This is a genomic window from Pseudomonas sp. GD04158, assembly GCF_029834875.1.
GTDB classification, from domain to species: Bacteria; Pseudomonadota; Gammaproteobacteria; order Pseudomonadales; family Pseudomonadaceae; genus Aquipseudomonas; species Aquipseudomonas hydrolytica.
The window spans coordinates 19,571-45,475 of record NZ_JAODYT010000009.1; the positions used below are offsets into that span (position 1 = coordinate 19,571).

At 65.8% G+C, this 25,905-nt stretch carries 25 protein-coding genes and 1 tRNA gene; 8 read left to right on the top strand and 18 right to left on the bottom strand.

Annotated features, from left to right (window positions below):
• The first annotated feature begins 84 nt into the window (after positions 1-84).
• Entirely contained in the window at positions 85-1,398 is a 1,314-nt protein-coding gene (locus N7333_RS05790) for an FAD-binding oxidoreductase (RefSeq protein ID WP_129483302.1), read from the top strand.
• Between the two features lie 11 nt (positions 1,399-1,409).
• Here N7333_RS05790 and N7333_RS05795 read toward each other — a convergent pair whose 3' ends face one another.
• Positions 1,410-1,628: a DUF1127 domain-containing protein gene (locus tag N7333_RS05795; protein WP_011920543.1), complete on the bottom strand. Its 219-nt coding sequence runs from the start codon at positions 1,626-1,628 to the stop codon at positions 1,410-1,412.
• Positions 1,629-1,789: 161 nt separating this feature from the next.
• On the opposite strand from N7333_RS05795, the gene N7333_RS05800 reads away from it, so the two are divergent.
• The gene (locus N7333_RS05800) at positions 1,790-3,211 is read left to right on the top strand and encodes a PLP-dependent aminotransferase family protein (RefSeq protein ID WP_129483303.1); all 1,422 of its coding nucleotides are present in this window, start codon (positions 1,790-1,792) and stop codon (positions 3,209-3,211) included.
• On the opposite strand, the gene N7333_RS05805 is transcribed toward N7333_RS05800, so the two are convergent.
• From N7333_RS05805 to N7333_RS05815, 3 genes are all read right to left on the bottom strand, one after another.
• Complete coding sequence (locus N7333_RS05805) at positions 3,212-4,165, bottom strand: OmpA family protein (protein ID WP_129483304.1); 954 nt, start codon at positions 4,163-4,165, stop codon at positions 3,212-3,214.
• A gap of 87 nt (positions 4,166-4,252) precedes the next feature.
• Positions 4,253-5,401: an MFS transporter gene (locus tag N7333_RS05810; RefSeq protein WP_129483305.1), complete on the bottom strand. Its 1,149-nt coding sequence runs from the start codon at positions 5,399-5,401 to the stop codon at positions 4,253-4,255.
• A gap of 300 nt (positions 5,402-5,701) precedes the next feature.
• Positions 5,702-7,195 (bottom strand): aldehyde dehydrogenase, encoded by a 1,494-nt coding sequence (locus N7333_RS05815; protein WP_129483306.1) that lies wholly within the window; start codon positions 7,193-7,195, stop codon positions 5,702-5,704.
• Between the two features lie 252 nt (positions 7,196-7,447).
• On the opposite strand from N7333_RS05815, the gene N7333_RS05820 reads away from it, so the two are divergent.
• Positions 7,448-7,807, top strand: a complete 360-nt coding sequence (locus N7333_RS05820; RefSeq protein WP_003242293.1) for a cupin domain-containing protein — start codon at positions 7,448-7,450, stop codon at positions 7,805-7,807.
• A 74-nt stretch (positions 7,808-7,881) separates the two neighbouring features.
• Here N7333_RS05820 and N7333_RS05825 read toward each other — a convergent pair whose 3' ends face one another.
• The 5 genes from N7333_RS05825 to gabD form a co-directional block, all read right to left on the bottom strand.
• On the bottom strand, positions 7,882-9,018 hold the full coding sequence (locus tag N7333_RS05825) for an MFS transporter (RefSeq protein ID WP_129483307.1): 1,137 nt from the start codon (positions 9,016-9,018) through the stop codon (positions 7,882-7,884).
• Entirely contained in the window at positions 9,015-9,542 is a 528-nt protein-coding gene (locus N7333_RS05830; RefSeq protein WP_011920539.1) for a TetR/AcrR family transcriptional regulator, read from the bottom strand. Before N7333_RS05830 ends, N7333_RS05825 begins: the two co-directional genes overlap by 4 nt.
• A gap of 92 nt (positions 9,543-9,634) precedes the next feature.
• Positions 9,635-11,320: an HrpF/NolX family T3SS translocon protein gene (locus N7333_RS05835; protein ID WP_129483322.1), complete on the bottom strand. Its 1,686-nt coding sequence runs from the start codon at positions 11,318-11,320 to the stop codon at positions 9,635-9,637.
• Positions 11,321-11,583: 263 nt separating this feature from the next.
• Positions 11,584-12,864, bottom strand: coding sequence for a 4-aminobutyrate--2-oxoglutarate transaminase (gabT, locus tag N7333_RS05840; RefSeq protein WP_003242299.1), 1,281 nt, complete (start codon positions 12,862-12,864; stop codon positions 11,584-11,586).
• A 139-nt stretch (positions 12,865-13,003) separates the two neighbouring features.
• Complete coding sequence (gene gabD, locus N7333_RS05845; protein ID WP_003242301.1) at positions 13,004-14,455, bottom strand: NADP-dependent succinate-semialdehyde dehydrogenase; 1,452 nt, start codon at positions 14,453-14,455, stop codon at positions 13,004-13,006.
• Between the two features lie 346 nt (positions 14,456-14,801).
• Here gabD and N7333_RS05850 point away from each other — a divergent pair.
• Positions 14,802-14,878 (top strand) — tRNA-Arg (locus N7333_RS05850).
• 109 nt (positions 14,879-14,987) lie between these two features.
• Positions 14,988-15,173, top strand: a complete 186-nt coding sequence (locus N7333_RS05855; RefSeq protein ID WP_041772778.1) for a hypothetical protein — start codon at positions 14,988-14,990, stop codon at positions 15,171-15,173.
• Positions 15,174-15,268: 95 nt separating this feature from the next.
• Here N7333_RS05855 and N7333_RS05860 read toward each other — a convergent pair whose 3' ends face one another.
• The 3 genes from N7333_RS05860 to N7333_RS05870 form a co-directional block, all read right to left on the bottom strand.
• On the bottom strand, positions 15,269-15,544 hold the full coding sequence (locus N7333_RS05860; RefSeq protein WP_041772777.1) for a hypothetical protein: 276 nt from the start codon (positions 15,542-15,544) through the stop codon (positions 15,269-15,271).
• Entirely contained in the window at positions 15,541-15,840 is a 300-nt protein-coding gene (locus N7333_RS05865; RefSeq protein ID WP_049767415.1) for a YceK/YidQ family lipoprotein, read from the bottom strand. The genes N7333_RS05860 and N7333_RS05865 overlap by 4 nt, the downstream gene beginning before the upstream one ends.
• A 102-nt stretch (positions 15,841-15,942) precedes the next feature.
• Positions 15,943-17,367 carry an HD domain-containing phosphohydrolase gene (locus tag N7333_RS05870; RefSeq protein ID WP_129482040.1) on the bottom strand — a complete coding sequence of 475 codons (1,425 nt, stop codon included), beginning with the start codon at positions 17,365-17,367 and terminating at the stop codon, positions 15,943-15,945.
• A 100-nt stretch (positions 17,368-17,467) separates the two neighbouring features.
• Between N7333_RS05870 and N7333_RS05875 the strand changes: the two genes are divergently transcribed.
• Positions 17,468-18,241: an alpha/beta hydrolase gene (locus N7333_RS05875; RefSeq protein WP_129482039.1), complete on the top strand. Its 774-nt coding sequence runs from the start codon at positions 17,468-17,470 to the stop codon at positions 18,239-18,241.
• 67 nt (positions 18,242-18,308) lie between these two features.
• Here N7333_RS05875 and N7333_RS05880 read toward each other — a convergent pair whose 3' ends face one another.
• Together N7333_RS05880 and N7333_RS05885 are read right to left on the bottom strand one after the other, a co-directional pair.
• The gene (locus tag N7333_RS05880; protein ID WP_279858576.1) at positions 18,309-19,892 is read right to left on the bottom strand and encodes an aldehyde dehydrogenase (NADP(+)); all 1,584 of its coding nucleotides are present in this window, start codon (positions 19,890-19,892) and stop codon (positions 18,309-18,311) included.
• A 247-nt stretch (positions 19,893-20,139) separates the two neighbouring features.
• The gene (locus N7333_RS05885) at positions 20,140-20,745 is read right to left on the bottom strand and encodes a glutathione S-transferase (RefSeq protein ID WP_129482037.1); all 606 of its coding nucleotides are present in this window, start codon (positions 20,743-20,745) and stop codon (positions 20,140-20,142) included.
• An 80-nt stretch (positions 20,746-20,825) separates the two neighbouring features.
• Here N7333_RS05885 and N7333_RS05890 point away from each other — a divergent pair, with 80 nt between their 5' ends.
• Positions 20,826-21,293 carry a MarR family transcriptional regulator gene (locus N7333_RS05890; protein ID WP_003242311.1) on the top strand — a complete coding sequence of 156 codons (468 nt, stop codon included), beginning with the start codon at positions 20,826-20,828 and terminating at the stop codon, positions 21,291-21,293.
• 6 nt (positions 21,294-21,299) lie between these two features.
• Here N7333_RS05890 and N7333_RS05895 read toward each other — a convergent pair whose 3' ends face one another.
• Positions 21,300-22,316: an alcohol dehydrogenase catalytic domain-containing protein gene (locus tag N7333_RS05895; protein ID WP_129482036.1), complete on the bottom strand. Its 1,017-nt coding sequence runs from the start codon at positions 22,314-22,316 to the stop codon at positions 21,300-21,302.
• A complete protein-coding gene (locus N7333_RS05900) occupies positions 22,313-22,765 on the bottom strand; it encodes a PaaI family thioesterase (protein WP_129482035.1) in 453 nt (150 codons plus the stop codon). The genes N7333_RS05895 and N7333_RS05900 overlap by 4 nt, the downstream gene beginning before the upstream one ends.
• 226 nt (positions 22,766-22,991) lie before the next feature.
• On the opposite strand from N7333_RS05900, the gene N7333_RS05905 reads away from it, so the two are divergent.
• A complete protein-coding gene (locus N7333_RS05905; RefSeq protein WP_129482034.1) occupies positions 22,992-23,903 on the top strand; it encodes a LysR substrate-binding domain-containing protein in 912 nt (303 codons plus the stop codon).
• Positions 23,904-24,119: 216 nt separating this feature from the next.
• On the opposite strand, the gene N7333_RS05910 is transcribed toward N7333_RS05905, so the two are convergent.
• Both N7333_RS05910 and trkA read right to left on the bottom strand, forming a co-directional pair.
• Positions 24,120-24,434, bottom strand: coding sequence for a tetratricopeptide repeat protein (locus N7333_RS05910; RefSeq protein WP_129482033.1), 315 nt, complete (start codon positions 24,432-24,434; stop codon positions 24,120-24,122).
• Positions 24,435-24,522: 88 nt separating this feature from the next.
• Positions 24,523-25,896 carry a Trk system potassium transporter TrkA gene (gene trkA / locus N7333_RS05915; RefSeq protein ID WP_003242320.1) on the bottom strand — a complete coding sequence of 458 codons (1,374 nt, stop codon included), beginning with the start codon at positions 25,894-25,896 and terminating at the stop codon, positions 24,523-24,525.
• Between the last annotated feature and the right edge of the window lie 9 nt (positions 25,897-25,905).

Sequence of the window (25,905 nt, forward strand, 5' to 3'; positions counted from 1 at the left end):
TTTCCCCTCCACCCCTTGGCGGCGAACGGATTCCGCGCTTATGCTGCGTTGAATTTTCCACACACAAAAATCAGGATTTCGCACATGAACGCCCGCGTTCACCAGCCCGTCCATGGACCGCAGCACGCCGCCTCCTATTACGCCGCCAGCGTCAATCGCCAGTTGGCCTACCCGCCGCTGGGCGGCGAGTTGCAGGTGGATGTGTGCGTGGTCGGTGGCGGCTTCAGCGGCCTGAACACCGCCATCGAGCTGGCGCAGAAGGGCCTGTCGGTGGCGCTGCTGGAGGCGCGCAAGATCGGCTGGGGCGCCAGCGGGCGTAACGGCGGACAGCTGATCCGCGGCGTCGGCCATGGCGTCGAGCAGTTCGAGTCGTTGGTCGGCAAGGACGGCGTGCGTCAGTTCAAGCTGATGGGCCTGGAAGCGGTGGAAATCGTGCGCAGCCGCGTGGCGCAGTTCCAGATCGACTGCGACCTGACCTGGGGCTATTGCGACCTGGCCAACAAGCCGTCTCATATGCAAGGTTTCGCCGAGGACAAGGCGGAGCTGGAAAGCCTCGGCTACCGCCACGAGCTTCGCCTGGTGCCGAAGGAGCGCATCCATGAGGTGGTCGGCTCGGACAACTATCACGGCGCCATGATCGACATGGGCTCGGGCCATCTGCACCCGCTCAACCTCGCCCTGGGCGAAGCGGCTGCCGCCCAGTCACTGGGGGTGCGGCTGTTCGAGGACTCGCCGGTGACCCGCATCGACTACGGCCCCGAGGTTCGCGTGCACACCGCCCACGGCCGGGTACGGGCCAGGCATCTGGTGCTGGCCTGCAACGCCTACATCAACGGCCTCAACCCGCACCTGAGCGGCAAGGTGCTGCCCGCCGGCAGCTACGTGATTGCCACCGAGCCGCTGTCCGAGGAGCAGGCCCGGCAGTTGATCCCGCAGAACATGGCGCTGTGCGACCAGCGCGTGACGGTGGACTACTACCGCCTCTCGGCCGACCGTCGTCTGCTGTTCGGCGGCGCCTGTCATTACTCCGGGCGCGACCCGGCGGACATCGCCGCCTACATGCAGCCGAAGATGCTCAAGGTCTTCCCGCAACTGCAGGGCGTGCGCATCGACTACCAGTGGGGCGGCATGATCGGCATCGGCGCCAACCGCCTGCCGCAGATCGGCCGCCTCGAGGATCAGCCCAACGTGTTCCACGCCCAGGCCTACTCGGGGCATGGCCTCAACGCCACGCACCTGGCCGGCAAGCTGCTCGCCGAAGCCATCGCCGGGCAGGAAAGCCGTGGCTTCGATCTGTTCGCTCAGGTGCCGCACATGACCTTCCCTGGCGGCCGCTACCTGCGCTCGCCGCTGCTGGCGCTCGGCATGCTCTGGCACCGACTCAAGGAAGTGCTGTAGCGGTTACGCGCTCATAGCTGCCAGAACGGCAGACGTGCCTCGCGCTCGGCCTGGGCGCGGGTCAGGCCGACATCGGCCAGAGCCTGATCGCTCAGACGCAGCAGCGCCCGACGGGTGCGCAGGCGCCGCCAGAAGCTCGGCCAGTCGCGACCGAAGCTGCGGGGCTGGCAGGGCCGCACAGTCCGGGCACTGCCGCCCGCCACACCGGCCATTTCATCGAAGGTACGCATGGCGCCGTCCTCCTGGTTCGCTCATGGGAGACCAGAATGCGCCTGCAAGAAAAACCATGACAGATTCAAATAACCTCTATTAAATCCGTACAGATACGACGTATCTGCATCTGAATTGTCGCTTTCGCTGCAATCTGTACTGGTTCACACCGAGGTGCCCCATGACGCTCTACCTGAACCTCGCCGAGGAACTGGCCGCCCGCATCGAGCAGGGGCTGTTCCGTCCCGGTGAACGTCTGCCTTCGGTGCGAACCCTGAGCCAGGAGCACGGGGTCAGTCTCAGCACCGTACAGCAGGCCTACCGCCAGCTGGAGGATCAGGGCCTGGCCACGCCACGGCCGAAGTCCGGCTATTTCGTCAACCAGCTGCGCCAGCAGCCGGAGCTGCCGCAGATCAGCCGCGCGCCGCAACGCCCGGTGGAGGTCTCGCAGTGGGAGCAGGTGCTGGAGCTGGTCAGCGAGCCGCCCAGCAGCGACGTGCTGCAGCTCAGCCGGGGCATTCCCGACATCGACGTGCCCACGCTCAAGCCGCTGCTGCGCAGCCTGTCGCGCCTGAGCCGACGGCAGAGCCTGCGTGAGCTGAGCTACGGCGCAGTCGAGGGGGAGATCAGCCTGCGCCAGGAAGTCGCCCGCCTGACGCTGGACTCCGGCTGCCAGCTGGCCGCCGAGGACATCGTCATCACCACCGGCTGTCATGAGGCGCTGTCGGCGGCGCTGCGCGCCATCTGCCAGCCCGGCGACATCGTCGCGGTGGACTCGCCGAGCTTCCACGGGGTGATGCAGGCGCTCAAGGGCTTCGGCATGAAGGCCCTGGAACTGCCCACCGACCCGCTTACCGGAATCAGCCTGGAAGCGCTGGAGATGGCCCTGGAGCAGTGGCCGATCAAGGCCATCCAGCTCACCCCCAGCTGCAACAACCCGCTCGGTTACGTGATGCCGGAAGCCAACAAGCGCGCCCTGCTGGCGCTGGCGCAGCGCTTCGACGTGGCGATCATCGAGGACGACATCTACGGCGACCTCGCCTATCACTACCCGCGCCCGCGCAGCATCAAGTCGTTCGACGAGGACGGCCGCGTGCTGCTGTGCAGCTCCTTCTCCAAGACCCTGGCGCCCGGCCTGCGCATCGGCTGGATCGCCCCCGGCCGCTACCTGCAGCAGGTGCTGCACATGAAGTACATGGGCACGGGGATGAGCGCCCAGCTGCCGCAGCTGGCGATCGCCGAATTCATTCGCGACGGCCTGTACCAGCCGCACCTGCGCCAGATGCGCAAGCAGTACGCCCGCGGCCGCGAACAGATGACCGGTTGGGTCAGCCGCTACTTTCCGCCGGGTACTCGGGTCAGCCAGCCGCAGGGCGGCTTCATGCTCTGGGTGGAGATGCCGCAGGGCTTCGACAGCCTGCGCCTCAATCGCCGCCTGGCCGCATCCAAGCTGCAGGTGGCGCCCGGCAGCATCTTTTCCGCAGCGGGCAAGTACCGCAACTGCATCCGCCTGAACTTCGCCTGCAGCCATCAGCCGAGCATGGAGGCGGCGATTCGTCAGGTCGGCGAAACCGTTACCCAGCTGCTGGCCGAAGACGCCTGATCAGGGCAGGCGCTCCACCAGTTCCACCCGCCGGTTGAGCGCACGCCCGGCCTCGTCGCGGTTGCTCGCCACCGGCGCCGCCATGCCCACGCCCACCGCGCTCAGCCGCTGACGGGCGATACCGTGTTGGCTGACCAGGGCTTCGACGATCGACTGCGCCCGGCGCTGCGACAGGTCGCGGTTGTAATCCAGCGCACCCTGGGCGTCGGTATGCCCCACCACCAGCACCTGCAACTGCGCGCTGGCCTGCAGCAGCTTGGCGATCTCGGCCAGCTGCGGCTGCGAGTCGGCGCGCATGTCCGCCTTGTCGGTATCGAAATACAGGCCATACAACGCCACCCGCCCCTGAGCGTCCAGGCCACGCTGCAACTCGCCCGCCTCGACCAGCACCATGCGCTGCTCCATCGCCTTGCGCTCGAGCACGTCCAGCTGGATCAGGCTGCGGCCCTTGTTCGGCCCGCCGCCGGACTGATTGAGCACCACGTAGAGAGCGGCATACAGATCCCCCTCGGGGCGTGGCAGGCGGGCATACAGATAGCGCTGATCCTGGTGGTACTCGCGAAAGTGCATGTCCAGGGTGATGGCGTGGTTGAAGTTGCGCCCGCCGCAGTCCTCGCGTTCGCAACTGTAGAGCGTCTCGAAACCGGCCTCGCTCAGCGCCTGCTGGTAGTTGCGAAACACCTCCAGCGGCGTGCGCTCGGCCGGCGCGCGATAGCTCAGGCGGGTCAGCTTGCCTTCCAGCGTCTCGGTGGCGTCGAGGTTCTTCTGCAGGCCGCCATAGACGGTCGCCGGCGCTCTGAAGAAGCGCCAGTCGGTATAGGCCTGGGTCTGGTAGGCGTAGATTTCCGCCCCTTCGTAACGGGGGATGGCCGGGTGATCGGCGCTACCGGCCACGTCCGCCGCGGCCCCGGCCGCCCACAGCATTCCCAGGCACAGCCCAGCGATGATGCGCATGCTCGTTCTCCTTTGCGCGCCCGGCCATCGTCGACCGCTGACGTTCAGAAAAACTAGCCGGCAACGCCAGAGCGCGCCAGGCGTGCTTCAGCGCTCGGCCTGCGCCAGATCGGAGCCGAGCGAGCCGCGAAACGCCAGCACGATGAAACCGGCCGCACCGAGCGCCATCATCAGCGGCAGGGCGTGGCCGCTGACCCACTGGCTGACCGCGCCGGTAGCCAGCGGCCCGATCAGGCAACCGATGCCCCAGAGCTGGGCGACATGGGCATTGGCGCGCACCAGCTCATCGTCGCGATAGCGCTCGCCAATCAGGATCAGCGACAGGGTGAACAGACCGCCGGCGCTGGCGCCGAAGGCCACCAGCACGGGCCAGATCACCGGCGTGTGCAGCAGCACCGGGATCGCCAGGCTCGACGACAGCAGCACCACGCCGCAGGCGCGGAACAGGGTCTGCCGCGACATGCGGTCGGCCAGCCAGCCAATCGGCAGCTGCAGCGCCGCATCGCCGACCACCACCACGCTGACCATCAGTAGCGCCACCTCCTGGGTAAAGCCCTGGCGCAGGCCGTAGATCGGCAGCAGGGTGAGCATCATCGCCTCGAAGGCGGCGAACAGCACCACCGCCCAGGCGATCGCCGGCAGCTTGCGGCAGAATGCCGGCAGGCCACGGCCCGAGGCGCTGTGCGCATCGACGCGGGGCGCACCGCTGCGCCCGAGCAGCACCAGCGAGCCGCCAATCAGCAGGCCGACGCCCGTCCAGAAGCCGCTGTCGGTGGCGGTGCCGATGGCCGTCAGCAGCAGCGGGCCACTGAGCTGACTGAGCGCATAACCGGTGCCATACAGGGCCACCAGACGCCCCCGCCACTTCTCCACGGCCAGCTGGTTGATCCAGCTCTCGCCGAGGATGAACACCACGGTCAGGGCCACGCCGAGGAACAAACGCAGGACCACCCACACCGCGTAGTTCTGCACCAGCGCCAGCAACGCCACCGACAGCGCACCCAGCAGCAGGCACAGCTGCATCAGCCTGGTGGTGCCGACGCGTGCGGCCAGGCGCCCGGCCAGCGAGGCGCCGAGCAGCACCCCGACCGCCGGCGTGGCCGCCATCACGCCGATGGCGAAGGAGTCGTAGCCCCAGCTCTCCAGGCGCAGCGACACCAGCGGCATGGTCACGCCCAGCGCCAGACCGATGCTGATCACCGCGGCGCAGACTGCGAAATAGGTTCCCCAACGCATTGCCAGACTCCTTTATGTCGTGGCCCTGAAACAAATGACCATGCCCCTGCTCGGCAAGGACACTGGGTGGCGTGCGCTGCCTGCGCCAGCACCAGGTGACAAACGCTGGTGCGCGCGGCGCACCCTACGCTCCCGGACCATCGCGCACTCGTCGATGACAGCTGGCCTACACGGCATTGATCCATCGCCAAACAAAACGGCCGGACTTCCCCAAGGAAACCCGGCCGCAGGTGTGACTCATGACGAGTCGGCCCCGAAGGGCGGACCTTCAGGCGGCCAACGGCCGCCCGTGACGCAGCGTTACAGCTTGATCCAGGTGGACTTCAGCTCGGTGTACTTGTCGAACGCGTGCAGCGACTTGTCGCGGCCGTTGCCGGACTGCTTGAAGCCGCCGAACGGCGCGGTCATGTCACCGCCGTCGTACTGGTTGATCCACACGCTGCCGGCACGCAGGGCCTTGCCCACCAGGTGAGCGCGCGACAGATTGCTGGTCCACACCGCCGCGGCCAGGCCGTAGATGGTGTCGTTGGCAATGGCGATGGCCTCGTCCTGATTGTCGAAACCGATCACCGACAGCACCGGGCCGAAGATTTCCTCCTTGGCGATGCGCATGGCGTTGTTCACGCCGTCGAAGATGGTCGGCTCGACGTAGGTGCCGCCGGTCTCTTCCATCACTCGCTTGCCGCCGGCCACCAGCTTGGCGCCGTCGTCGTGGCCGGCCTGGATGTAGCTCAGCACGTTGTTCATCTGCGTGGTGTCGACCAGCGCACCGACATTGGTCGCCGGGTCCAGCGGGTTGCCCGGTTTCCAGGCCTTGAGCGCCTCGACCACCATGGGCACGAAGGTGTCCTTGATGGAATTCTCCACCAGCAGGCGCGAGCCGGCGGTGCAGACCTCGCCCTGGTTGAAGGCGATGGCGCTGGCGGCCGCCTCGGCAGCGGCCTTGAGGTCCGGCGCGTCGGCGAAGACGATGTTCGGGCTCTTGCCGCCGGCTTCCAGCCAGACGCGCTTCATGTTCGATTCGCCGGCATAGACCATCAGCTGCTTGGCGATCTTGGTCGAACCGGTGAACACCAGGGTGTCGACGTCCATGTGCAGGGCCAGGGCCTTGCCGACGGTGTGACCGAAACCCGGCAGCACGTTGAACACGCCGGCCGGAATGCCGGCCTCGATGGCCAACTGGGCGATGCGGATACCGGTCAGCGGCGACTTCTCGGAGGGCTTGAGGATGATGGAGTTGCCGGTGGCCAGCGCCGGGCCGAGCTTCCAGCAGGTCATCAGCAGCGGGAAGTTCCACGGCACGATGGCGGCGACCACGCCAACCGGCTCGCGGGTGACCAGGCCCAGCTCGTCATGAGCAGTGGCGGCGACTTCGTCGTAGATCTTGTCGATGGCCTCGCCGCTCCAGCGAATGGCGTTGGCGGCGCTGCTCACGTCGATGCTCAGCGAATCGCTGATCGGCTTGCCCATGTCCAGGGTTTCCAGCAGGGCCAGCTCCTCGCCGTGCTGCTCGATCAGCTCGGCGAAGCGGATCATCACCTTCTTGCGCTTGACCGGGGACAGGCGCGACCACACGCCGGACTCGAAGGTGGCGCGCGCATCCTTGACCGCCAGTTCGGCGTCGGCCTGGTCGCAGCTGGCCACCAGGCCGAGCAGACGACCGTCGACCGGGCTGATGCATTCGAAGGTCGCACCGGACTCTGCCGCGCGATATTCGCCGTGGACGAAGGCGCGGGTTTCGATGGTCAGGGTCTTGGCACGCTGTTCCCAGTCGGCACGGGTCAGGCTAGTCATTGCGGCATCCTCTCGGGTGAACGTGGCGCCTCGTCGAGGTGCGCACTGTAAATAATTCTGCAAGGCCGCCGGAGCGGTCGAATCCTGTGCGCCACACTAAACCAGAGGGCTGTGGCTTTTCAATATTTTTGACAGAGCCTGGCAAAACCCCTTGTATCGTTCGTTTTTTTAAACATAGACTGCGAACAGATTTTTCCTGCTGCGGCCTTCGGACCGCACTGTCGTCGCCACCGAACACCACGGAACCCTCAGATGAACATCGAGCAGATCGTCGACTTCGCCCAGGCCGCCACGGCCGCCGACCACTATCGCCCCGCCCCGGAGAAAGTGCTCAAGGGCGACCCCGAGCAGAGCGTGCGCAACCACTACGGCAGCCCCTGTGGCCAGTTCAGCAGCGGCATCTGGGAAGGCGCGGTGGGCCAGTGGACGGTGAACTACACCGAGCATGAATACTGCGAGATTCTCCAGGGTGTTTCCGTATTGCGCGATGCCGATGGCAACGCCAAGACCGTACGTGCCGGCGACCGCTTCGTCATCCCTGCCGGCTTCTCCGGTACCTGGGAGGTGCTGGAAGCCTGCCGCAAGGTCTATGTGATCTTCGAGCCCAAGTAAACGCCCCGGTTCCTGTTGCTTGTCACCCTTTGGCCCGCCTCGCGCGGGCCTTTTTCTGCGTGCGCGCTGACCATTCACGCACCTGGAGCACGGGCGCCGGCCGAACGCGCCAGGCCGCCGGCAAGCGCCAGCAGGGTGAAGACGATCACCGCATGATCCAGGGTCAGCCAGCTCAGCAGCAGACCGAAGGCCGGCGCGCCGAGCATCTGGCCGATGGCGATGCTGAGAAAGCTGATGGTCAGCCCGGTGGCCGGGCGCTCGGGTAGCGCGCACACGCCCCAGACCAGATAGACGCCGGTGAGCATGATGTACGCCGCGCCGAACAGCACGCCGCCAACCAGTGTCAGGGCCGGCTGGGTCCCCATGCCGACCAGAAGGATGGCCAAGGCCATCGCAGCCAGCGACAGGCGGTGCACCCAATCGATACCCAGCCTGCCGATCAGGCTGCCGGCGCCAGCGCCGGCGATGCCGGCAACGCCGATGACCACCCAGAGCAGGCCGGCCCCGGCACTGCCCCAGTCCAGGCGCTGCGCCAGGATCTGGCTGCCGAACGACCACAGCGCCGTACTGGCCGCGCCCATCAACAAGGACGCGACGATCAGTTGCCTGAGCATGGCATTGAGCGCGGGCCGACCGGGCGAAGGCTGCGCTCGCGGCCCGGCCGTACTCGGCACGCAGAAACTGGCCAGCACCGCCAGGACCAGCGCCGAGGCGGCGAACACGCCATAGGCCAGCCGCCACTCGGCACCGATCAGCAGCGCCACCGGCCCGGAGAGGATCACCCCGGCGCTGGTTCCGGAATTGATCAGGGTATTGGCCGCATCCTGCCGCTGCGGCTGCACGATGGCCGCCACGGCGGCGGCCATGGGGGGCGACACCAGCCCGGTGCTGATTCCGGCCAGCAGCACCGCTGCGGCCAGCCAGAGCGCCGAGGGTGCCAGGGCGATGCCGAGCATGCCCAGCGCGGCGATCAGCCCGGCAGCCATGGCCACGGCTCGCGCGCCGACCCGCTCGGTCAGCTGCGCGGCGACGACGATGGCGATGCAGTAACCCAGGAACGAGCCGCCGGCGATCAGGCCCCCCACGGCCGCCGGCAGGTCGAGCTCGGCATCGATCTGTGGCAGAAACAGCCCGAAGGCGAAGCGGGCGAAGCCGTAGCACACGCCGATCAGGCCGAACCCGGTAATGCCTAGGCGCAGCGCGGGGCTCAAGGTCGCACCTGCCGCAGCAGCAAGGTCGCAGCCCTGCGCGCCACCGCCACCGCCTCTACGCCACGGTAGCTGGCAGCGGCCGTGGCTCCCTCGAAGAGGATGACGATCTGCTCGACCAGCTCATCCTCGACGCCGGTGCCGAGTTGGCGCGTCAGCACCTGGTGAACCGCGTCGCTGAAACGCGCCTTGTAGGCGGCGACGGCTTCGCTGATCTCGCGTATCTGACCGCCGGTTTCGCCCTGCACGCGCAGAAACAGGCAGCCGCGTGCCCCTTCCTCGCGCAGCCAGCTCGCCAGTGCATCGAACAGCGCCTCGACGCTGTCTACCTCGAGACGCTGCAGGAAACGCTGCCCACGCGTCATCAGCACGGCCGCGATAAGCTCATTCTTGCTGCCGGCATGCTTGTACAGCGTGCGGCTCGACATGCCGGCAGCCTGCGCCAGCCGATCCATGCCGGTGGCGTTGAAACCGTATCGGCCGAACAGCTCTTCGGCCGTTGATATCAGCTTTGAATCGATATTCATGGAGGCAAGGTAAAACCATCGTTTTACCTCGTCAACCATAATATCTATTCAGGCCAACGGAATGCCAAGGCAACTTCCATGTCGGCCAGTCCTCAGCTTTGCGCCCACACGCGCGGCTCGTTGACATGCGGATTGGAGGCGACCCTGGGCGAGTTCTGGTTCATGGCATTGCTCAGGCCATCCTTGGCGAAGTCCCTGGCCTGATCTTTGGCGTAGTCTTTCAAGCCATCCTTGGTGCCCTGAATCGCGGCATCCTTGAACTCTCGTTTCGCGGTTTCCTTGACCGTGTCCTTGGCCACCTCCTTCACGGTGTGCTGGGCGGCCTGCTTGGCCGCCTCCTTCGCTACGGTAGTCGCGGCGACCCGTCCTGCAGTCGCGGCCAGGGTGGCGGCGCCAGCGCCCGGAATCAGCATCATCACGCCGGAGGCGACATAGCTGAAGATTTCCAGAAACTTGAAGATACCGCCGCCCTTTTCCTTTTTCTGATCGGGTTGGGTTTCCTGCCCCATGTGCATATCGTTCTGCGCCGCAAGCGCCGCGCCGGTGGCGGGCTTGGCGAGCTGCGGTGGGCCCGCGACCTCGTTACTGCCTTTCTGCAGGAAGGCATTCAGGTCGCCCTTGCTGATGTTGCGGTCATTGGCCTTGTTGAAGAAATTGCCGCCGGCACCATGCTTGGCGTTGTCGAGCATGGAGAACAGCATCGAATTGGGCTGGCTCAGCAGGTTGGCGGCATCGCGAACCTCCTGGCTGTTTTGCGGGTCGTTGGCGATCTTGGCCAGTTTGTCCGGCTTGATGCCGCCGCCCTTGAAGAAGATGTCCTGGTTGTTCTTGAGCGTCTCCAGCGCCTTGCTCTCCTGGGGTGAGAGCTTGATGTTCTCGGTCGCCAGGTCGCACAGGCGATCGCGGGAGATCTTCGCCGAGGGATCATCCTTGCCGCTGAATTGCTGCCATTTGTCCGGGTTCTGGACAAAGAACTTCGCTGCGGCCGCGACCTGCGGCGGGCACTTGCCCATCGACTGGGAACCATCGGCGATCTTGCCGAGGGTCTCCAGATTGAGTTTCTTGGGCAGGCTTTCCGAGTACAGATACAGCTCGCGCATTGCATCGTTCTCGGTCATCTCCCGCGCGGCAGAACCGGGCGCAGCGTCGGAAGGCACGTAGTTGTGGGTGTAGGTTTCCGCCTTGGCGTCGGCGTACTGCCTGATCAACGGGTGCTGCTGCAGTTTCTGCACGTCCTTGGCGCTGATCTTGCCGTCCGTGCTTCCGGTCTTCGCCTGATCCAGAGCTTCGTAGTACGCGGGGTTCTTCAGCACCGCATCCAGCGCCTTTTTCGCATCCGTCGGTGTGTTGGGGTCGTCGCGCAGCTTTTCCAGGCCTTCGCGATCACGCGGCTTCTTTAGCAGGTTCTCGTTGCGCCCAAGGACCGAGACCACTTCCTCGAAGGGCATCTCATCGCTGCTCTCCTTTGCCGCCTCCGCCGCCATATTGCGCTGGGTGGCCGGTTGCGAGGCCGACTGGACTTCAGTGGCGCTCGGCGCAAACAGCCTCAGCACCGCCTCTCTCAATGCCGCCAGCCCCTGACCGCGCAGGGTATCGCCGGCGGCAGCGGAGTGACTCGGCGTGGTCTGACTCTGACCTTGCGGCGCCCAAGAAACGCCACCGCCACCACAGGCAGATTGCCGCGGGTTCGCCGGTGCCTGGGGCTTTGCACACTCACGGGATGGCTCACGGCCGTCGAGCGCGGGAGGAATCGAATTCGAGAAACCTGAAACACGCATCGTCGTAATCCTTCGCTGGGTAGCCTGTTGCCGCTGAGTGGCGATCAGCCGCCTGCGGTTCCACGACAGGTGAGATCGGTCGCACATCACCGCTGAAAGTGCTTACGCGACCCAAACGAAAGACGAGTGCCAGTAGACCTAGGCAGAGATGACGAGGAAAGGACAGCCAGCGCGGCTGCAGAACGAGACACGGCCAGCTACGCGTAGCTGGCCGTGCAGGAGAACAGTGCGGACACGCCAGGGCGGCGTGCCCGCTATCGGGCTCAGGCCAGTTCGTCGAAGCACTCGGCGACGATGGCGATGCCTTTTTCCAGCTGCGCGTCCGGGATGGTAACGGGCATCAGGAAGCGGATGACGTTGTAGTAGGTGCCGCACGACAGCAGGATCAGGCCCTTCTCGCGCGCACGGGCGACGATCTTGCCCACCAGCTCGGCCGCCGGCTTGCTGTGGTCGCCGCCTTCGAACAGCTCGATGGCGACCATCGAACCCAGGCCACGTACGTCACCAATCACCTTGTGCTTCTCGGCGATGGTCTTGAGGCCGGCCTTGAGCTTCTCGCCCACGGCCTGGCTGCGCTCCAGCAGTTTCTCCTCGTCGAACACCTTGAGCACGGCCAGGGCCGCGGCGCAGGCGATCGGGCTGCCGGCGTAGGTGCCGCCCAGGCCACCGGGGGCGATCTTGTCCATGATCTCGGCCTTGCCGCACACGCCGGAGATCGGGAAGCCGCCGCCGACGGACTTGGCGAAGGTGGTCAGGTCCGGTACCACGCCCAGTTGTTCGGTGGCGAAGAAGGTGCCGGTACGGCCCGCGCCGGTCTGCACTTCGTCAGCGATCAGGAGGATGCCGTGCTGGTCGCACAGGGCGCGCAGGCGCTGCATGAAGGCCGGGGAGTTGACGTAGAAACCGCCCTCGCCCTGCACCGGCTCGATGATGATCGCGGCGATGTCCTGCGGCTGCGCGTCGTTCTTGAAGATGCGCTCGATGCTGGCGATGGACTCGTCCTCGCTCACGCCATGCAGCGGGCACGGTGCCTGGGCGCGGTACACGCCAGCGGGCATCAGGCCCATGCCGGCGGAGTACGGTACCACCTTGCCGGTCAGCGACAGGGTCATCATGGTGCGGCCGTGGTAGGCGCCGGTGAAGGCGATCACGCCGGCGCGGCCGGTGGCGGCGCGGGCGATCTTCACGGCGTTCTCGACGGCCTCGGAGCCGGAGGTGACCAGCAGGGTCTTCTTGGCGAAGTTGCCCGGCACGCGCTTGGCGATTTCTTCGCACAGCTCGATGTAGGGCTCGTAGGCCAGCACCTGGAAGCAGGTGTGCGACAGCTTGGTCAGCTGCTCCTGAACAGCGGCGACCACCTTCGGATGCAGGTGGCCGGTGTTCAGCACGGCGATACCGCCGGCGAAGTCGATGTACTCGCGGCCTTCGACGTCCCACACGGTGGCGTTCTCGGCGCGCTCGGCGACGATCGGGTGGATCTGGCCGACACCGCGCGGTACGGCGGCGGCACGGCGTTGCAGCAGGGATTCGTTGGTCTTGCTCATGGTGTCCTCATGGCCGTCCCCGGCGGGTGATCGATTCAGCATGCGATGATCGACTGAACCGGGCCGCAAGGGACTCAATAGGGTTACGACTTACAACCGGGGCGCCGCACGCTCTTTCGCACCTTGCCCCGTCTTGGCATCAGATGCCGCCCAGGCACATGTACTTGATCTCGAGATAGTCTTCGATCCCGTACTTGGAGCCTTCGCGGCCCAGGCCGGAAGCCTTCACGCCGCCGAACGGCGCGACTTCGTTGGAGATCAGGCCGGTGTTGATGCCCACCATGCCGTACTCCAGCGCCTCGGCCACGCGGAACACGCGGCCCAGGTCGCGGGCATAGAAGTAGGAGGCCAGGCCGAACTCGGTATCGTTGGCCATGGCGATCACCTCGGCCTCGTCCTTGAAGCGGAACAGCGGCGCCAGCGGGCCGAAGGTTTCTTCCTTGGCCACGGCAGCGGTTTTCGGCACGTCCACCAGAATGGTCGGTTCGAAGAAGGTGCCACCCAGGGCATGCGGCTTGCCGCCCAGGGCCAGCTTGGCGCCCTTGTTCACCGCATCGGCGATGTGCTCCTGCACCTTGGCCACGGCCTTCTCGTCGATCAGCGGGCCGGTGGTGGTGCCATCTTCCAGACCGTTGCCGATCTTCAGCTTGGATACAGCGGCGATCAGCTTCTCGGCGAAGGCGTCGTAGACGCCGTCCTGCACGTAGATACGGTTGGCGCAGACGCAGGTCTGGCCGTTGTTGCGGTACTTGGAGATCAGCGCGCCTTCGACGGCGGCATCCAGATCGGCGTCATCGAAGACGATGAACGGCGCGTTGCCGCCCAGCTCCAGCGACACCTTCTTGATGTCCTGGGCGCATTCGGCCATCAGCTGGCGACCGATCTCGGTCGAGCCGGTGAAGGACAGCTTGCGCACGATGGGGTTGCTGGTCAGCTCGCCACCCACTTCGCCGGCGCTGCCGGTGACCACGCTCAGCACACCTTTCGGGATGCCGGCGCGCTCGGCCAGCTCGACCAGGGCCAGGGCGGAGAACGGCGTCTGCGAAGCCGGCTTGATCACCATGGTGCAACCGGCGGCCAGTGCCGGGCCGGCCTTGCGGGTGATCATCGCGGCGGGGAAGTTCCACGGGGTGATGGCGGCGGTGACGCCGATCGGCTGCTTGATCACGATCAGGCGCTTGTCCGGCTGGTGACCGGGGATCACGTCGCCGTAGACGCGCTTGGCTTCCTCGGCGAACCACTCGATGAAGGAGGCGGCATAGGCGATCTCGCCCTTGGCTTCGGCCAGCGGCTTGCCCTGCTCCAGGGTCATCAGGCGACCGAGGTCATCCTGGTTCTCCATCAGCAACTCGAACCAGCGGCGCAGCTTGTTGGCGCGCTCCTTGGCAGTCAGTGCACGCCAGGCCGGCAGCGCCTTCTCGGCGGCCTCGATGGCACGGCGCGTCTCGGCACGGCCCATCTTCGGCACATGACCGATGATCTCACCGGTGGCCGGGTTGTTCACGGCGATGGTCTGACCGCTGTCGGCGTCCAGCCACTGGCCATCGATATAGGCCTGTTGGCGCAGCAGCTGGGGGTCTTTCAGTTGCATGGCAGTCTCCTTCAGTTCCGACACCCGGGCGTCGGCGTAAAGTCGTTGGAGTCACGGGCAGAACCCGCAAGGCTGGACAGCGAGCCGTGCGAGGGCCTGGTAATGGTTTCAGAGCCGTTGAACGTGCGGGGGTTCAGAATGACCGAACGCGCCGTTTGAAATCTCAAACGAATCCTAGGGTCGAAGGGGGCAAAGGGCAATAGCCTGTTCGAAAAAACAGACGAAAAATTCAGCGCCATGATGCACCGCTACAGGGGCCGTAGGGTTTTGCACGAGCGTTCAATATCGCGAACGCCCCTGAGCGTGGACGCCCAAGGCCGAGATGCGTATGATTGCGCCCCGCAACGCATCCGTAGCTCAGCTGGATAGAGTACTGCCCTCCGAAGGCAGGGGTCGTGGGTTCGAATCCCGCCGGATGCGCCATTTTAGAAGCCCGCCACTGTGCGGGCTTTTTCGTTTCCATGCGCCCGTTACAGCTTACTCTGTGCCCTCTGAGCTTTTAGCATCGGAGCCCGGCAATGGAGGGAAACGCATGGACATTCTGCCGCTGATCGCTATCGCATTCGTGGTGCTTTTCATCTATTCGTGGCAACGCTCAAGGTCCAAGTCACACGCGGGTAAAAGGAGAAGAGGCGGCCTGAGCGGGCAGGACTCCAACACCGACTTCGGCAACAGCGATTTCGGCGGCGGTGGTGATGGCGGTGGAGGCGGAGACTGAGCCGTAAAGTACAAGGCCCAGGCGCCGAACCCAAGCCTTGTGCATTGTCGACGCTCTCGCAGTTGCCCATCAGCACCGGGGCATTCGCAGGCAAGCTAGAGGTCCCTGGAAGGATCACCCTCGCGTTGATCCGTGCCAGACCTGCGACGCAGCCAGCGGCGAATATCACCGATGATCATCACGACGGCACCAATGATGGTGAGCGCAACGAAGGCAAACACGAATTGGGCGAGCAGTTCCGTTGCGCTCGCGGCAAGACGCCGATTGCCATATTCGAAACTGGCCAGCGCCAGGTCGTGAAAACCCAGCGTCAGCAGTACGGGAAGAGCTGCCTTGAATACTCGCAGGCTTTTCAAAACGACAGGGCTCATCGTGTTGCCTCGTAGATATCACGGGGCAGCATGACGGTATCGACGACGAAATCCACGGGCATCGAATAAACCGTCAACACCGGGCAGGCTATCGAGGCCCAGCACCAGAGGGTGGCAGGAAAGTAACCGCGATTGAGTTCATCGGAGCCGAACAGCAGGCCAAAGTTGTAGGCAGTGCCGGAATAGTAATCGGGCCCGTAAGAGCCGCCTGAGGAGCGTCCGAACAGAGTGCCGCAGCCAGACAGTGCGCTCACCAGAACGGCCAGCGCGAAGATTCGATAAATACGCTTGAGCATGAAATCCTTTTCCATTCGAGGCCATCATGGCCGCGAGGCAGGGTACGCATCTGTATGCCAGGCCACAACCTCGACTATCTCCTCCAAGCCTGAAGACGCGGCTTAGATCACGCCCAGCGTCAGCGCCTTCAAGGTCGCCGCCGCGCGCGTCGAACACTGCAGCTTGCGGAATACGCTCTCGACATGGGTGCGCACCGTGCTCGGGCTGATGCCCAGGTCGCGCGCCACTTCCTTGTTGCTCGCCCCGCTGCTGATGCGCTGCAGAATCTGCGTCTCGCGCTCGCTGAGCAGGCCGTTGCCGGGCTTGCCGGCCAGCGGTGCCTGCTCGCCATGCGCGGCGCTGATCACCGCCTGGCAGGCGCGTGGGTCGAAGCGGCCCTGCTCGGCTTCATCCAGCAATACGCGGGCGGCCTGCTCATCGCTGAAGGCAGCGCGCCAGGGGCGTTCGCCACGCAGCGCCAGCCAGGCCAGCGCTGCGTTCAGCAGACGATGCTCGGCCTGCAGCGCCTCGCCACTCAACGAGCGGAAATAGCCGCTGCCATCCAGTCGTTCGTAGGCATGCGCGGCCAGTTGTCCGGCTTCGTTCAGGCCGCCGATCTGGCTGCAGGCGCGATGCGTCCAGTAGGGCACCAGGCGCACCGCTTCGAGATCACCGTCGAGCAGCGGGCCGGGCGTGCTCCAGATTCGATTGGGCACGGCCGCCCGGCCCAGGCCATGGATCAGCGCGGCCTTGGCCAGCAGTTCGATGCGCGCTTCGGGCAAGCCCCAGAGCCGAGCAGCGTCGCGCACCAGGCTCGCGGCCTGGCGTGAATAGCCGGCCAGCCAGGGCAGTTTGAGGTCGATCACATCGCCCACCAGGGTCAGGGAAACCTCCGGCCCGGCGGCAGACTGCGCGCCCTCGGGTATGCGCAGCGCTTGCAGCCAATCCGCTGCATGGCGGCTGAGCAGGTCGGCAAGAGCAGCGGGATAACGACGATCACCCTGCGCGCCGATCCACTCCAGCGCCGCATCCAGGCCGTGGGCCCGCGAGAGGATTTCCAGATCGCCCGCCAATACGACCTGATACACCACCGGCGGGACATCGGGGTGGCGCAGGCCCAGCGGGCGGCCGCTGCCGTCGAAGCACTCGAAGATATGGCGCAGACCTCGCTCGACCTCCACGCCCAGCGCCAGGGTGCGGGCGATATCGCCGGCGACCTCGCAATGCACCTGGGCCAGCGGCGTGGTGCGCAGCATGGCGCGCTGGCCAGCGGCATCCAGGGTTTGCGCCAGCATGGCGCGGCGGCCGCCGACGTCGTCGCCGAGCAGACGCATGAAGCCATCGGCGTTGGCGGTACAGCCGGACCAGCGCAGCAGCGCCACCTGCCGGGCCGCATCGATTTGCGCCTGATCACCGCCACCGGCCTGCGCCAGCCATTGCGCCAGGCGCGCGGTACGCCGCGACTGATCGATGGGCTGCCCCATGCTCAGATCGCCGACCATGGCCAGTGCCAGCATGACGTCTTCCAGCGCGACGGCGTCATTCACCTTGCAGCTCTCCTTTTTTGCAGGCCTCGGATAAACGACCGATACCGGGACACCGGCGCATTATCGACACTGAACTCCCCCAAGCACAGGAGATTCAATCATGTTCAAAGCCAAGCCGCTGCTCCTCGCCCTGGCCATCGCCAGCCCCTTCTTCGCCCTGAGCGCCCAGGCCGCCGACGCCAAGCCCTCGGTAGTGATCGTCCACGGCGCCTTCGCCGACGGCTCCGACTGGGCCAAGGTCGTGCCGCTGCTGCAGGATAAGGGCATCAAGGTTACCGTGGTGCAGAACCCGCTGACCTCGCTGGCCGATGACGTGGCCGCCACCCAGCGCGTGCTGAACAACCAGGACGGCAACGTGGTGCTGGTCGGCCACTCCTGGGGCGGCACGGTGATCAGCCAGGCCGGTACCGACGACAAGGTGCGCAGCCTGGTCTATGTCGCGGCCTTCGCGCCGAATGCGGGCCAATCCACCGGCGAGCTCTACGGCGGCTATCCCACCGCGCCGGGCTCGAGCCAGATTGCGGCGGACAAGAACGGCTTTCTCTACCTGACGCCGCAGGGCATGGCCGCCGACTTCGCTCAGGATCTGCCTGCCAAGCAGACGGCGATCATGACCGCCACGCAGGGTCCGATCCGCGCTGCCGCCTTCGATGACCGCACCAGCGTCGCGGCCTGGAAGCAGAAGCCGTCCTGGTACATCGTTGCGAGCGACGACCGCATGATCGTGCCGGAAATGCAGCGCGACTTCGCCAAGAAGATCGGCGCGCAAACCACCGAGGTCGCCGCCAGCCATGTGCCGCAGCAGTCGCGCCCGGGCGATGTGGCCAAGGTGATCATCCAGGCGGTGGAGAAAACCCAGGCCGCTGCCAAATAAGGATGCCGCCACCTGAATGGACAATGCCGCACCCAAGGGTGCGGCATTGTTCGTTGCAGCGCTGCGATCAGCTCAGTGCATCGCGAGTATGCACGCCGTCGACCAGACGCTGAATGCCCAGCGGGTTGGCGTTCTGCAGCGCCTCCGGCAGTACCTCGTCCGGGTAGTTCTGGTAGCACACCGGACGCAGGAAGCGCTGGATCGCCAGGGTGCCGACCGAGGTGCCGCGAGCGTCGGACGTTGCCGGATACGGGCCGCCATGGACCATGGAATCGCAGACTTCCACGCCGGTCGGGTAACCGTTGAGCAGTACGCGGCCGGCTTTGACTTCCAGCAGCGGCAGCAGGTCGCGGAAGGCAGCGAGGTCATCAGGCTCGGCGATCAGGGTCGCGGTCAGCTGGCCGTGCATGCTCTGCAGGGCACGGGTCAGCTCGGCGCCGTCGGCGACTTCGACGACGACGGTGGTCGGGCCGAAGACTTCTTCCTGCAGCAGGTGGTCGCCCTCGAGCAGCATGCTCACGTCGGCCTTGAACAGCTGCGGCTGTGCCTGGTTGCTGGTCTGCTCGTTGCCTGCCAGACGGCTGACCTTGGCATGGCTGCTCAACTGCGCCACACCGTTGGCGTAGCTGCGCAGCGTACCGGCGTTGAGCATGGTCTGCGCCGGCTGGCTGGCGATGGCATCGCCAAGCCCTGCGACGAATTCGCTGAACTCGGCGCTACGAATACCGATGACCAAACCAGGATTGGTACAGAACTGGCCGCAGCCCAGCACCACGGAACCGGCCAGCTCCTTGGCCACGGTGGCGCCACGCGCCTTCAGGGCGCCCGGCAGGACGATCACCGGGTTGACGCTGGACATCTCGGCGAACACCGGGATCGGCTGCGGACGGGCAGCGGCCATGTCGCACAGGGCACGACCGCCTTTCAGCGAACCGGTGAAACCGACGGCCTGGATGGCCGGGTGCTTGACCAGAAGCTCGCCGACACCGCCGCCAAAGATCATGTTGAACACGCCCTTGGGCATGCCGGTTTTCTCGGCGGCGCGGATCACCGCATCGGCTACGCACTCGGCGGTGGCCATATGGCCGCTGTGCGCCTTGAACACCACCGGACAACCGGCGGCCAGGGCCGACGCGGTGTCACCACCGGCAGTGGAGAAGGCCAGCGGGAAGTTGCTGGCACCGAACACGGCAACCGGGCCGACACCGATCTGGTACTGACGGATATCCGGGCGCGGCAGTGGCTGACGATCCGGCAGGGCGCGGTCGATGCGCGCGCCGTAGAAGTCGCCACGACGCAGCACCTTGGCGAACAGGCGCATCTGACCACTTGTACGACCACGTTCGCCCTGGATGCGGGCAGCCGGCAGTGCGGTCTCGCGGGTGACCAGGGCGACGAAGTCGTCACCCAGGGCGTCGAGCTCATCGGCGATGGCATCGAGAAATTCGGCGCGACGCTCGGCCGACAGGTTGCGGTAGAGCGGGTAAGCGGCGGCGGCGGCCTGGGCGGCAGCGTCGACCTCCTCCGGCGTGGCCTGGGTGAAGGCGTAGGGCAGCGCTTCACCGCTGCTGGCATCGCTGCTCTCGAGCAGGGTGGTGCCAGCGGCGCGGCGCTCACCACCGATGTAGTTGTGGCCAGTCAGACTCAGCATTGCGTTCTCCTGTCAGTTGGGGCGAGGACATTGCCCCGGGACGATCAATGAGCCCTCAGCGCGGTCGCCGAGGTTTCGCAACCGCCTGCGCAGTTGTAGGACGTATGATAAGTGACAACTGACTCTTTTGTCCCGCATCCGGCATGAAAGGATTTCACGCAGCGCTCTAGCTGCTGAAGCAGAGAGGGATAGCCTGGTGCAGGCCGGCTGCGCCCGACTCGAATCGTCGCCAGGCGCAGCGCCGCTGTCAGACCGGGGCGCTGGCCTGCATCGAGGGGCGCTGGGCAAACGCCTGCTGGAAGGCTGCCAGGCGGGGATGCGCAGCGCGCCAGTCGAGATCGGCAAAACGGAAATCCAGATAACCCAAGGCGCAGGCCACGCCGATCTGCGCCATGTCCATGGGCCCCTGCAACCGCTCGGTCTGGCGTTCCAGCTCCGCCAGGGCGCGCTTGACCTTGCCCAGCTGGCCATCGAGCCAGGCCGGGGATTGCTGCTCGGGTTGGCGCGCAGCTTTTTCGTAGCGCGCCAGCACGGCGGCATCCATCAGCCCGTCGGCCAACGCCACCAGGCGTAGCACCGCCCAGCGCGTGTCGTCCTGCGGCAGCAGGCGCGGGCCGTCGTGCAAGGTGTCGAGGTACTCGCAGATCACCCGGCTGTCGTACAACGCCTCACCGTCATCGGTGAGCAGTACCGGAATCTTGCCCAGCGGATTGCGCGCGTTGACCTGCTCGTTGAGAGTGATCGGCAGCACCATGGTGTCGAGCAGCTCGATGCGTGCCAGCAGACCGGTTTCATGGGCGAGTACCCGGACCTTGCGGGCGAAGGGTGAGGCAGCGGCGTAGATCAGTTGCATGCGCATGTTCCTGTGGCGTGTTGTGAGAGGGCCGGCCGAAGCCTTAGGCTTGTGGGCACCTCAACCGGCGTGAATGTCCCATGGTCATCGAGAAAAAGATCAACACGGCGTCCGTGACGCTGAAGTCGCTGGATCCGCTCGACCATAGCCTCGAGTTGCTGCATTTCGGTTTCCGCGGGCTGACGGTGGAGGCCGACCGCTTTCTCGAGGCGCGTGGGCTGTCCCGTGTCCACCACCGCATTCTGTATGTGATCGCCCGTGCCGATGCAATCAGCATCGGCGAACTGGCCACCACCCTGGGCGTCAGCAACCAGGCGCTACATCGCCCGCTGTCGCACCTGTTCGAACAGGCGCTGGTGCAGTACAGCCGCGACCCAGGCCGGCATCGCTTCAAGCTGCTGGCGCTGAGCGAGGCGGGCACGGCGCTGGAAGCCGAGGCCACCGAACTGGAGCGGCAAACCCTACGTGACGCCTTCGCCACCACCGACGCCGAGGGCCAGGAGGCCTGGCGTCGGGTGATGCGGGCACTGGCCGAGCAGCTCAACTGAGCCGACTCAGGTGATGCGCTCGCGCACCACGATGCACTTGGTCAGCGGCTGAATCAGCGCCTGCGGCGCGTCCTCCCAGCCCACCACCTGCGGCTCGACCAGCAGCGGATCGCAGCAGCCGCTGTGCACCAGGTCGAGCACCTTGGGGATATGCTGCTGCACGCTGCAGGCACCCACCGAGAAGGTGACGTCGCGCAGATACATGTCGAACAGCGGAATCTTCGGATCATCGAAGATGATGCCGATGCACGAGCAATGTCCGCCGGGTGCCAGCGCCAGCAATCCACGCCGCAACGCCTGATGATCGCGGGTGGCGGAGATCACCAGGTCATAGCTGCGGTCGAGATCGCGCCCCATCAGATCGACACCGGCGCCACTGCGCGCGGCGAGCTGCTGGCGCAGTGGATGCTCATCGAGATAGTCCACGCTGGCCGCCCCGGCGGCCCGCGCCATCTGCACGGCGAGCACGCCAAGGCTTTCCGTGCCGCCGACCACCAGCACACGGGCATCCTGCCGTGTAGCCAGCGGCCGGCTGGCGGCCACCCAGGCATCGGTGAGATTGTCGCTGGCGCTGGAAACCGCCAGCGGGTCGAGCCCGGCAGGCAAGGGCACCAGCATGGCGTCGGCGAAGGGCACCAGTACCTGCTCGGAAAACAGCCCACCCCAGTGCCCGCCCGCCGGCACGCCGTAGCAGGCCATGCGCGGCACCGCGGTGCAGGCGCTGGAGCGCCCGACCAGGCACTGGGCGCAGCTGCCGCAGGCGATCTTCCAGGGCACCGACACCAGATCGCCACGACGCAGGTTGCGCACGGCCGACCCAACCTCCAGCACCTCGGCCACACATTCATGACCCAGCGCGAACGGCGGCTTGAACGGCGTGGTGCCGGCGATCAGGCGTCGATCCAGATCGCAGGAGGCCGAAGCGATGGGCCGAACCAATGCGCTGCCTGGCGTGGTGAGCCGTGGATCGGGCGCCTCGACCCAGGCCAGCTGGCCGGGGCCCTGAACCATGAGCGCCTTCATGATCTGGCCGCTCCGATGACGAAGGTGGTGGTGGCCTTGGCGCACAGCTTGCCCTGCGCGTCGAGGATGTGCGCATCGCAGATCGCCAGGCTGCGCGTGCGCTCGACCACCCAACCGCGCACCTGATAGACCTCGTCAGGGCGCAGGGGACGCACGTACTTGACGTTGAGATCCACCGTCGAATGCGGCACGTCCGCCTCCAGAATGGAGAACAGCGCCAGCGCGGCGGCGCCGTCCAAGCAGGTAGCGGCGAAGCCGCCATGCACGGCGCCGGCCGGGTTGAGATGACACCGATCCGGACGGCCCTCCAGGGTGATGCTGCCTGCCTCCACCTGCACCGCGCGGATACCCATGGTCTCGCCAATGGACGGCGCCGGCAGCTCGCCGCGGATCAATGCTTGCAGGGCCTTCAAGCCGGAAGTCGCGGGCAGCGAAGCGAAATCGTTCATGGCGGTACTCCTCGAGCAGGGGGGAGCCTGACGCAGGCATTGCCTGTGCCGATGCGGGACTGCTTCTACGGTAGTGCCTGCCCGCCACTCATATCAACACTATTTAAATGACAAACGACCGGCCATTTCAGACAACGCGCCCTCTGCCAGCAATGTTGCACGGACTGCTCACCGCTCGGTCCTGTGGATGCGGCACAATGGCTCATCGCGTCTCGGGAACTGCACGATGCTGATCGATGAAGAACTGACCCTGAAAAAGCTGGAGGTCTTTCTCGCCTTCATGCGCAGCGGCAATCTGGCGCGTGCCGCCAGCGAACTGCAGACCAGCAACGTCAGCGTGCACCGCGCCATCCATTCGCTGGAAAGCGCGCTGCGCTGCCCGCTGTTCAAGCACGAGGGGCGCAATCTGATTCCGCTGGAAAGTGCCTACATGCTGGAGGAAAAGGCGCAAAAGCTGATCCAGGACGCCCAGGAGATGGTGCGCCTGACCCGCGAGGCGGCCGGCTTCGGCGCCGAGCGTTTCAAGCTCGGCTCGCTCTACTCGCTGACGGTAAAGACCGTGCCGCAGCTGATCATGGGCCTGAAGCTGCGCCGCAGCGAGCTGAACATCGACCTGGTGCTCGGCTCCAATGTCGACCTGTTGTACAAGCTGAAGAACATGGAGCTGGACGCCATCCTCATCGCCCTCGACGACAGCGTCAGCGACCCGGATTGCGAGCAGCTGGCGCTGTTCTCCGACGACATCTTCCTCGCCGCGCCCAACGACTCGCCGTTTGCCGATCACACCGAAGTCGACCTGGCAGACCTGCGCGACCAAACCTTCATCACTCTGACTCAGGGCTACGCCACCTTCCGCGACGGCGCGCGGGTGTTCCAGCAGGCCGGCTTCGAACCCAAGGTGGCGATGCAGGTGAAGGACATCTTCACCCTGCTCAGCATGGTCAGCTCCGGTGTCGGCTACGCCCTGCTGCCGGGGCGCGCGGCGGCGGTGTACGAGAATCGGGTGAAGCTGATCCCGCTGCAGGCCAAGTACCACCTGCAGCAGCATATCGGCGTGGTCTTTCTCAAGGCCAAGGAACGCGACCCGAACCTCTTGGCACTGCTGGCCGAGTGCCGGATGTACAGCCGGCAGGCGTAGGCGGATCGTAGATGCTCATCGTGATGAACCCTGCACAGCCCAGCGGTTGCCAAGGTTGTGGTACGCAGGGAGGCCAAGCCGCTCGCGTACCGCAGCCCGCGCGACCCAGATCGCTTCAGCCAGTGCGGCCAAAAAATGAGCGGATCATCAATGGGGGCATGGCCCGCGACAAAGCCCGTCGATCGACGCGCAGGTTTTAGGTGCGTCAGGTGACGCTCAACGCACCTTGTCCAGCTTGCGCAGAAACACGCTCATTTCCTTCTCGGCCTGCTTGTCGCCCTTGCTCTGGGCGGCAGCGATGCCCTGCTGCCAGGCCTGGCGCGCTGCCTCGATGTCGCCTTCGGCCTGCAGCGCCTTGCCCAGCAGTTTCCAGGCCGCGGAATAGCCGGGGTCGAACGCCACGCAGCGTTGCAGGTGCTCGGCAGCCTGGGCGGCGTTGCCGGCATCCAGATGGGCCTTGCCCAGGCCGAAGCGCAGCAGGGCGTTGTCCATGCCCTTGGCCAGCATCTTTTCCAGTGCCTCTGTGCTCATGAAGCTTCTCCGCCGGTGTAGTCCGGATGCAATCCGGGGATGAATTGCGCCAGGCCTCTCCCGGATCGCATCCGCGCTACGGTCTTGTTCAGAAGAACGTCAGGCCGGCCTGGAACAGGCGCTCGACGTCGCGGATGTACTTCTTGTCGACCAGGAACAGGATCACGTGGTCGCCGGACTCGATCACCGTGTCGTCGTGGGCGATCAGCACTTCCTCGTCGCGGATGATGGCGCCGATGGTGGTGCTCGGCGGCAGGGCGATTTCCTCGATCATGCGGCCGATGACCTTGCTCGATTTGGCATCGCCGTGGGCGATCACTTCCAGGGCCTCGGCGGCGCCGCGGCGCAGGCTGTGCACGCTTTCGATATCGCCGCGGCGCACGTGGGTCAGCAGGGTGCCGATGGTGGCCAGCTGCGGGCTGATGGCGATGTCGATCTCGCCGCCCTGCACCAGATCGACGTAGGCCGGGTTGTTGATGATGGTCATCACCTTGCGCGCGCCCAGGCGCTTGGCCAGCAAGGACGACATGATGTTGGCTTCGTCGTCGTTGGTCAGGGCAAGGAAGATGTCGGCGTCGTTGATGTTCTCTTCCACCAGCAGGTCGCGATCCGAGGCGCTGCCCTGCAGCACGATGGCGCTGTCGAGGTTCTCCGACAGGTAGCGGCAGCGCGCCGGGTTCATCTCGATGATCTTCACCTGATAGCGGCTTTCGATGGCTTCGGCCAGGCGCTCGCCGATATTGCCGCCGCCGGCGATCACCACGCGCTTGTAGCTGTCCTCGAGACGGCGCATCTCGCTCATCACTGCACGGATGTGGGCCTTGGCAGCGATGAAGAACACCTCGTCATCGGCTTCGATCACCGTGTCGCCCTGCGGCATGATCGGCCGGTTGCGGCGGAAGATCGCGGCCACCCGGGTGTCGACGTTGGGCATGTGCTGGCGCAGCTGGCGCAGTTGCTGGCCCACCAGCGGACCGCCGTAGTAGGCCTTGACCGCGACCAGCTGTGCCTTGCCGTCGGCGAAGTCGATCACCTGCAGGGCGCCGGGGTATTCGATCAGGCGCTTGATGTAGTTGGTCACCACCTGCTCGGGGCTGATCAGCACGTCCACCGGTATCGCTTCGTTGTCGAACAGCGCCTCGCGGGTCAGGTAGGCCGACTCGCGCACCCGGGCGATCTTGGTCGGGGTGTGGAACAGGGTGTAGGCCACCTGGCAGGCGATCATGTTGACTTCGTCGCTGTTGGTCACTGCCACCAGCATGTCGGCGTCGTCGGCGCCGGCCTGGCGCAGCACGGTGGGAAAGGAACCCTTGCCCTGCACGGTGCGGATGTCGAGGCGGTCGCCGAGGTCGCGCAGGCGGTCGCCGTCGGTGTCGACCACGGTAATGTCGTTGGCCTCGCTGGCCAGGTGCTCCGCCAGGGTGCCGCCGACCTGGCCGGCACCGAGAATGATGATCTTCACTGATCGCTC

Bases quoted from the DNA above. Each gene is read 5' to 3' on its own strand.
- N7333_RS05855 (WP_041772778.1), top strand. From the start codon at position 14,988: ATGGACATTCTGCCGCTGATCGCTATCGCATTCGTGGTGCTTTTCATC.
- N7333_RS05905 (WP_129482034.1), top strand. From the start codon at position 22,992: ATGCTGATCGATGAAGAACTGACCCTGAAAAAGCTGGAGGTCTTTCTC.
- N7333_RS05815 (WP_129483306.1), bottom strand. From the start codon at position 7,195: ATGACTAGCCTGACCCGTGCCGACTGGGAACAGCGTGCCAAGACCCTG.
- N7333_RS05900 (WP_129482035.1), bottom strand. From the start codon at position 22,765: ATGAACGATTTCGCTTCGCTGCCCGCGACTTCCGGCTTGAAGGCCCTG.
- N7333_RS05820 (WP_003242293.1), top strand. From the start codon at position 7,448: ATGAACATCGAGCAGATCGTCGACTTCGCCCAGGCCGCCACGGCCGCC.
- N7333_RS05875 (WP_129482039.1), top strand. From the start codon at position 17,468: ATGTTCAAAGCCAAGCCGCTGCTCCTCGCCCTGGCCATCGCCAGCCCC.
- N7333_RS05895 (WP_129482036.1), bottom strand. From the start codon at position 22,316: ATGAAGGCGCTCATGGTTCAGGGCCCCGGCCAGCTGGCCTGGGTCGAG.
- gabD (WP_003242301.1), bottom strand. From the start codon at position 14,455: ATGCAACTGAAAGACCCCCAGCTGCTGCGCCAACAGGCCTATATCGAT.
- N7333_RS05830 (WP_011920539.1), bottom strand. From the start codon at position 9,542: ATGAATATCGATTCAAAGCTGATATCAACGGCCGAAGAGCTGTTCGGC.
- N7333_RS05790 (WP_129483302.1), top strand. From the start codon at position 85: ATGAACGCCCGCGTTCACCAGCCCGTCCATGGACCGCAGCACGCCGCC.
- gabT (WP_003242299.1), bottom strand. From the start codon at position 12,864: ATGAGCAAGACCAACGAATCCCTGCTGCAACGCCGTGCCGCCGCCGTA.
- N7333_RS05860 (WP_041772777.1), bottom strand. From the start codon at position 15,544: ATGAGCCCTGTCGTTTTGAAAAGCCTGCGAGTATTCAAGGCAGCTCTT.
- N7333_RS05835 (WP_129483322.1), bottom strand. From the start codon at position 11,320: ATGCGTGTTTCAGGTTTCTCGAATTCGATTCCTCCCGCGCTCGACGGC.
- N7333_RS05885 (WP_129482037.1), bottom strand. From the start codon at position 20,745: ATGCAACTGATCTACGCCGCTGCCTCACCCTTCGCCCGCAAGGTCCGG.
- N7333_RS05805 (WP_129483304.1), bottom strand. From the start codon at position 4,165: ATGCGCATCATCGCTGGGCTGTGCCTGGGAATGCTGTGGGCGGCCGGG.
- N7333_RS05890 (WP_003242311.1), top strand. From the start codon at position 20,826: ATGGTCATCGAGAAAAAGATCAACACGGCGTCCGTGACGCTGAAGTCG.
- N7333_RS05795 (WP_011920543.1), bottom strand. From the start codon at position 1,628: ATGCGTACCTTCGATGAAATGGCCGGTGTGGCGGGCGGCAGTGCCCGG.
- N7333_RS05910 (WP_129482033.1), bottom strand. From the start codon at position 24,434: ATGAGCACAGAGGCACTGGAAAAGATGCTGGCCAAGGGCATGGACAAC.
- N7333_RS05800 (WP_129483303.1), top strand. From the start codon at position 1,790: ATGACGCTCTACCTGAACCTCGCCGAGGAACTGGCCGCCCGCATCGAG.
- N7333_RS05865 (WP_049767415.1), bottom strand. From the start codon at position 15,840: ATGCTCAAGCGTATTTATCGAATCTTCGCGCTGGCCGTTCTGGTGAGC.
- N7333_RS05880 (WP_279858576.1), bottom strand. From the start codon at position 19,892: ATGCTGAGTCTGACTGGCCACAACTACATCGGTGGTGAGCGCCGCGCC.
- N7333_RS05810 (WP_129483305.1), bottom strand. From the start codon at position 5,401: ATGCGTTGGGGAACCTATTTCGCAGTCTGCGCCGCGGTGATCAGCATC.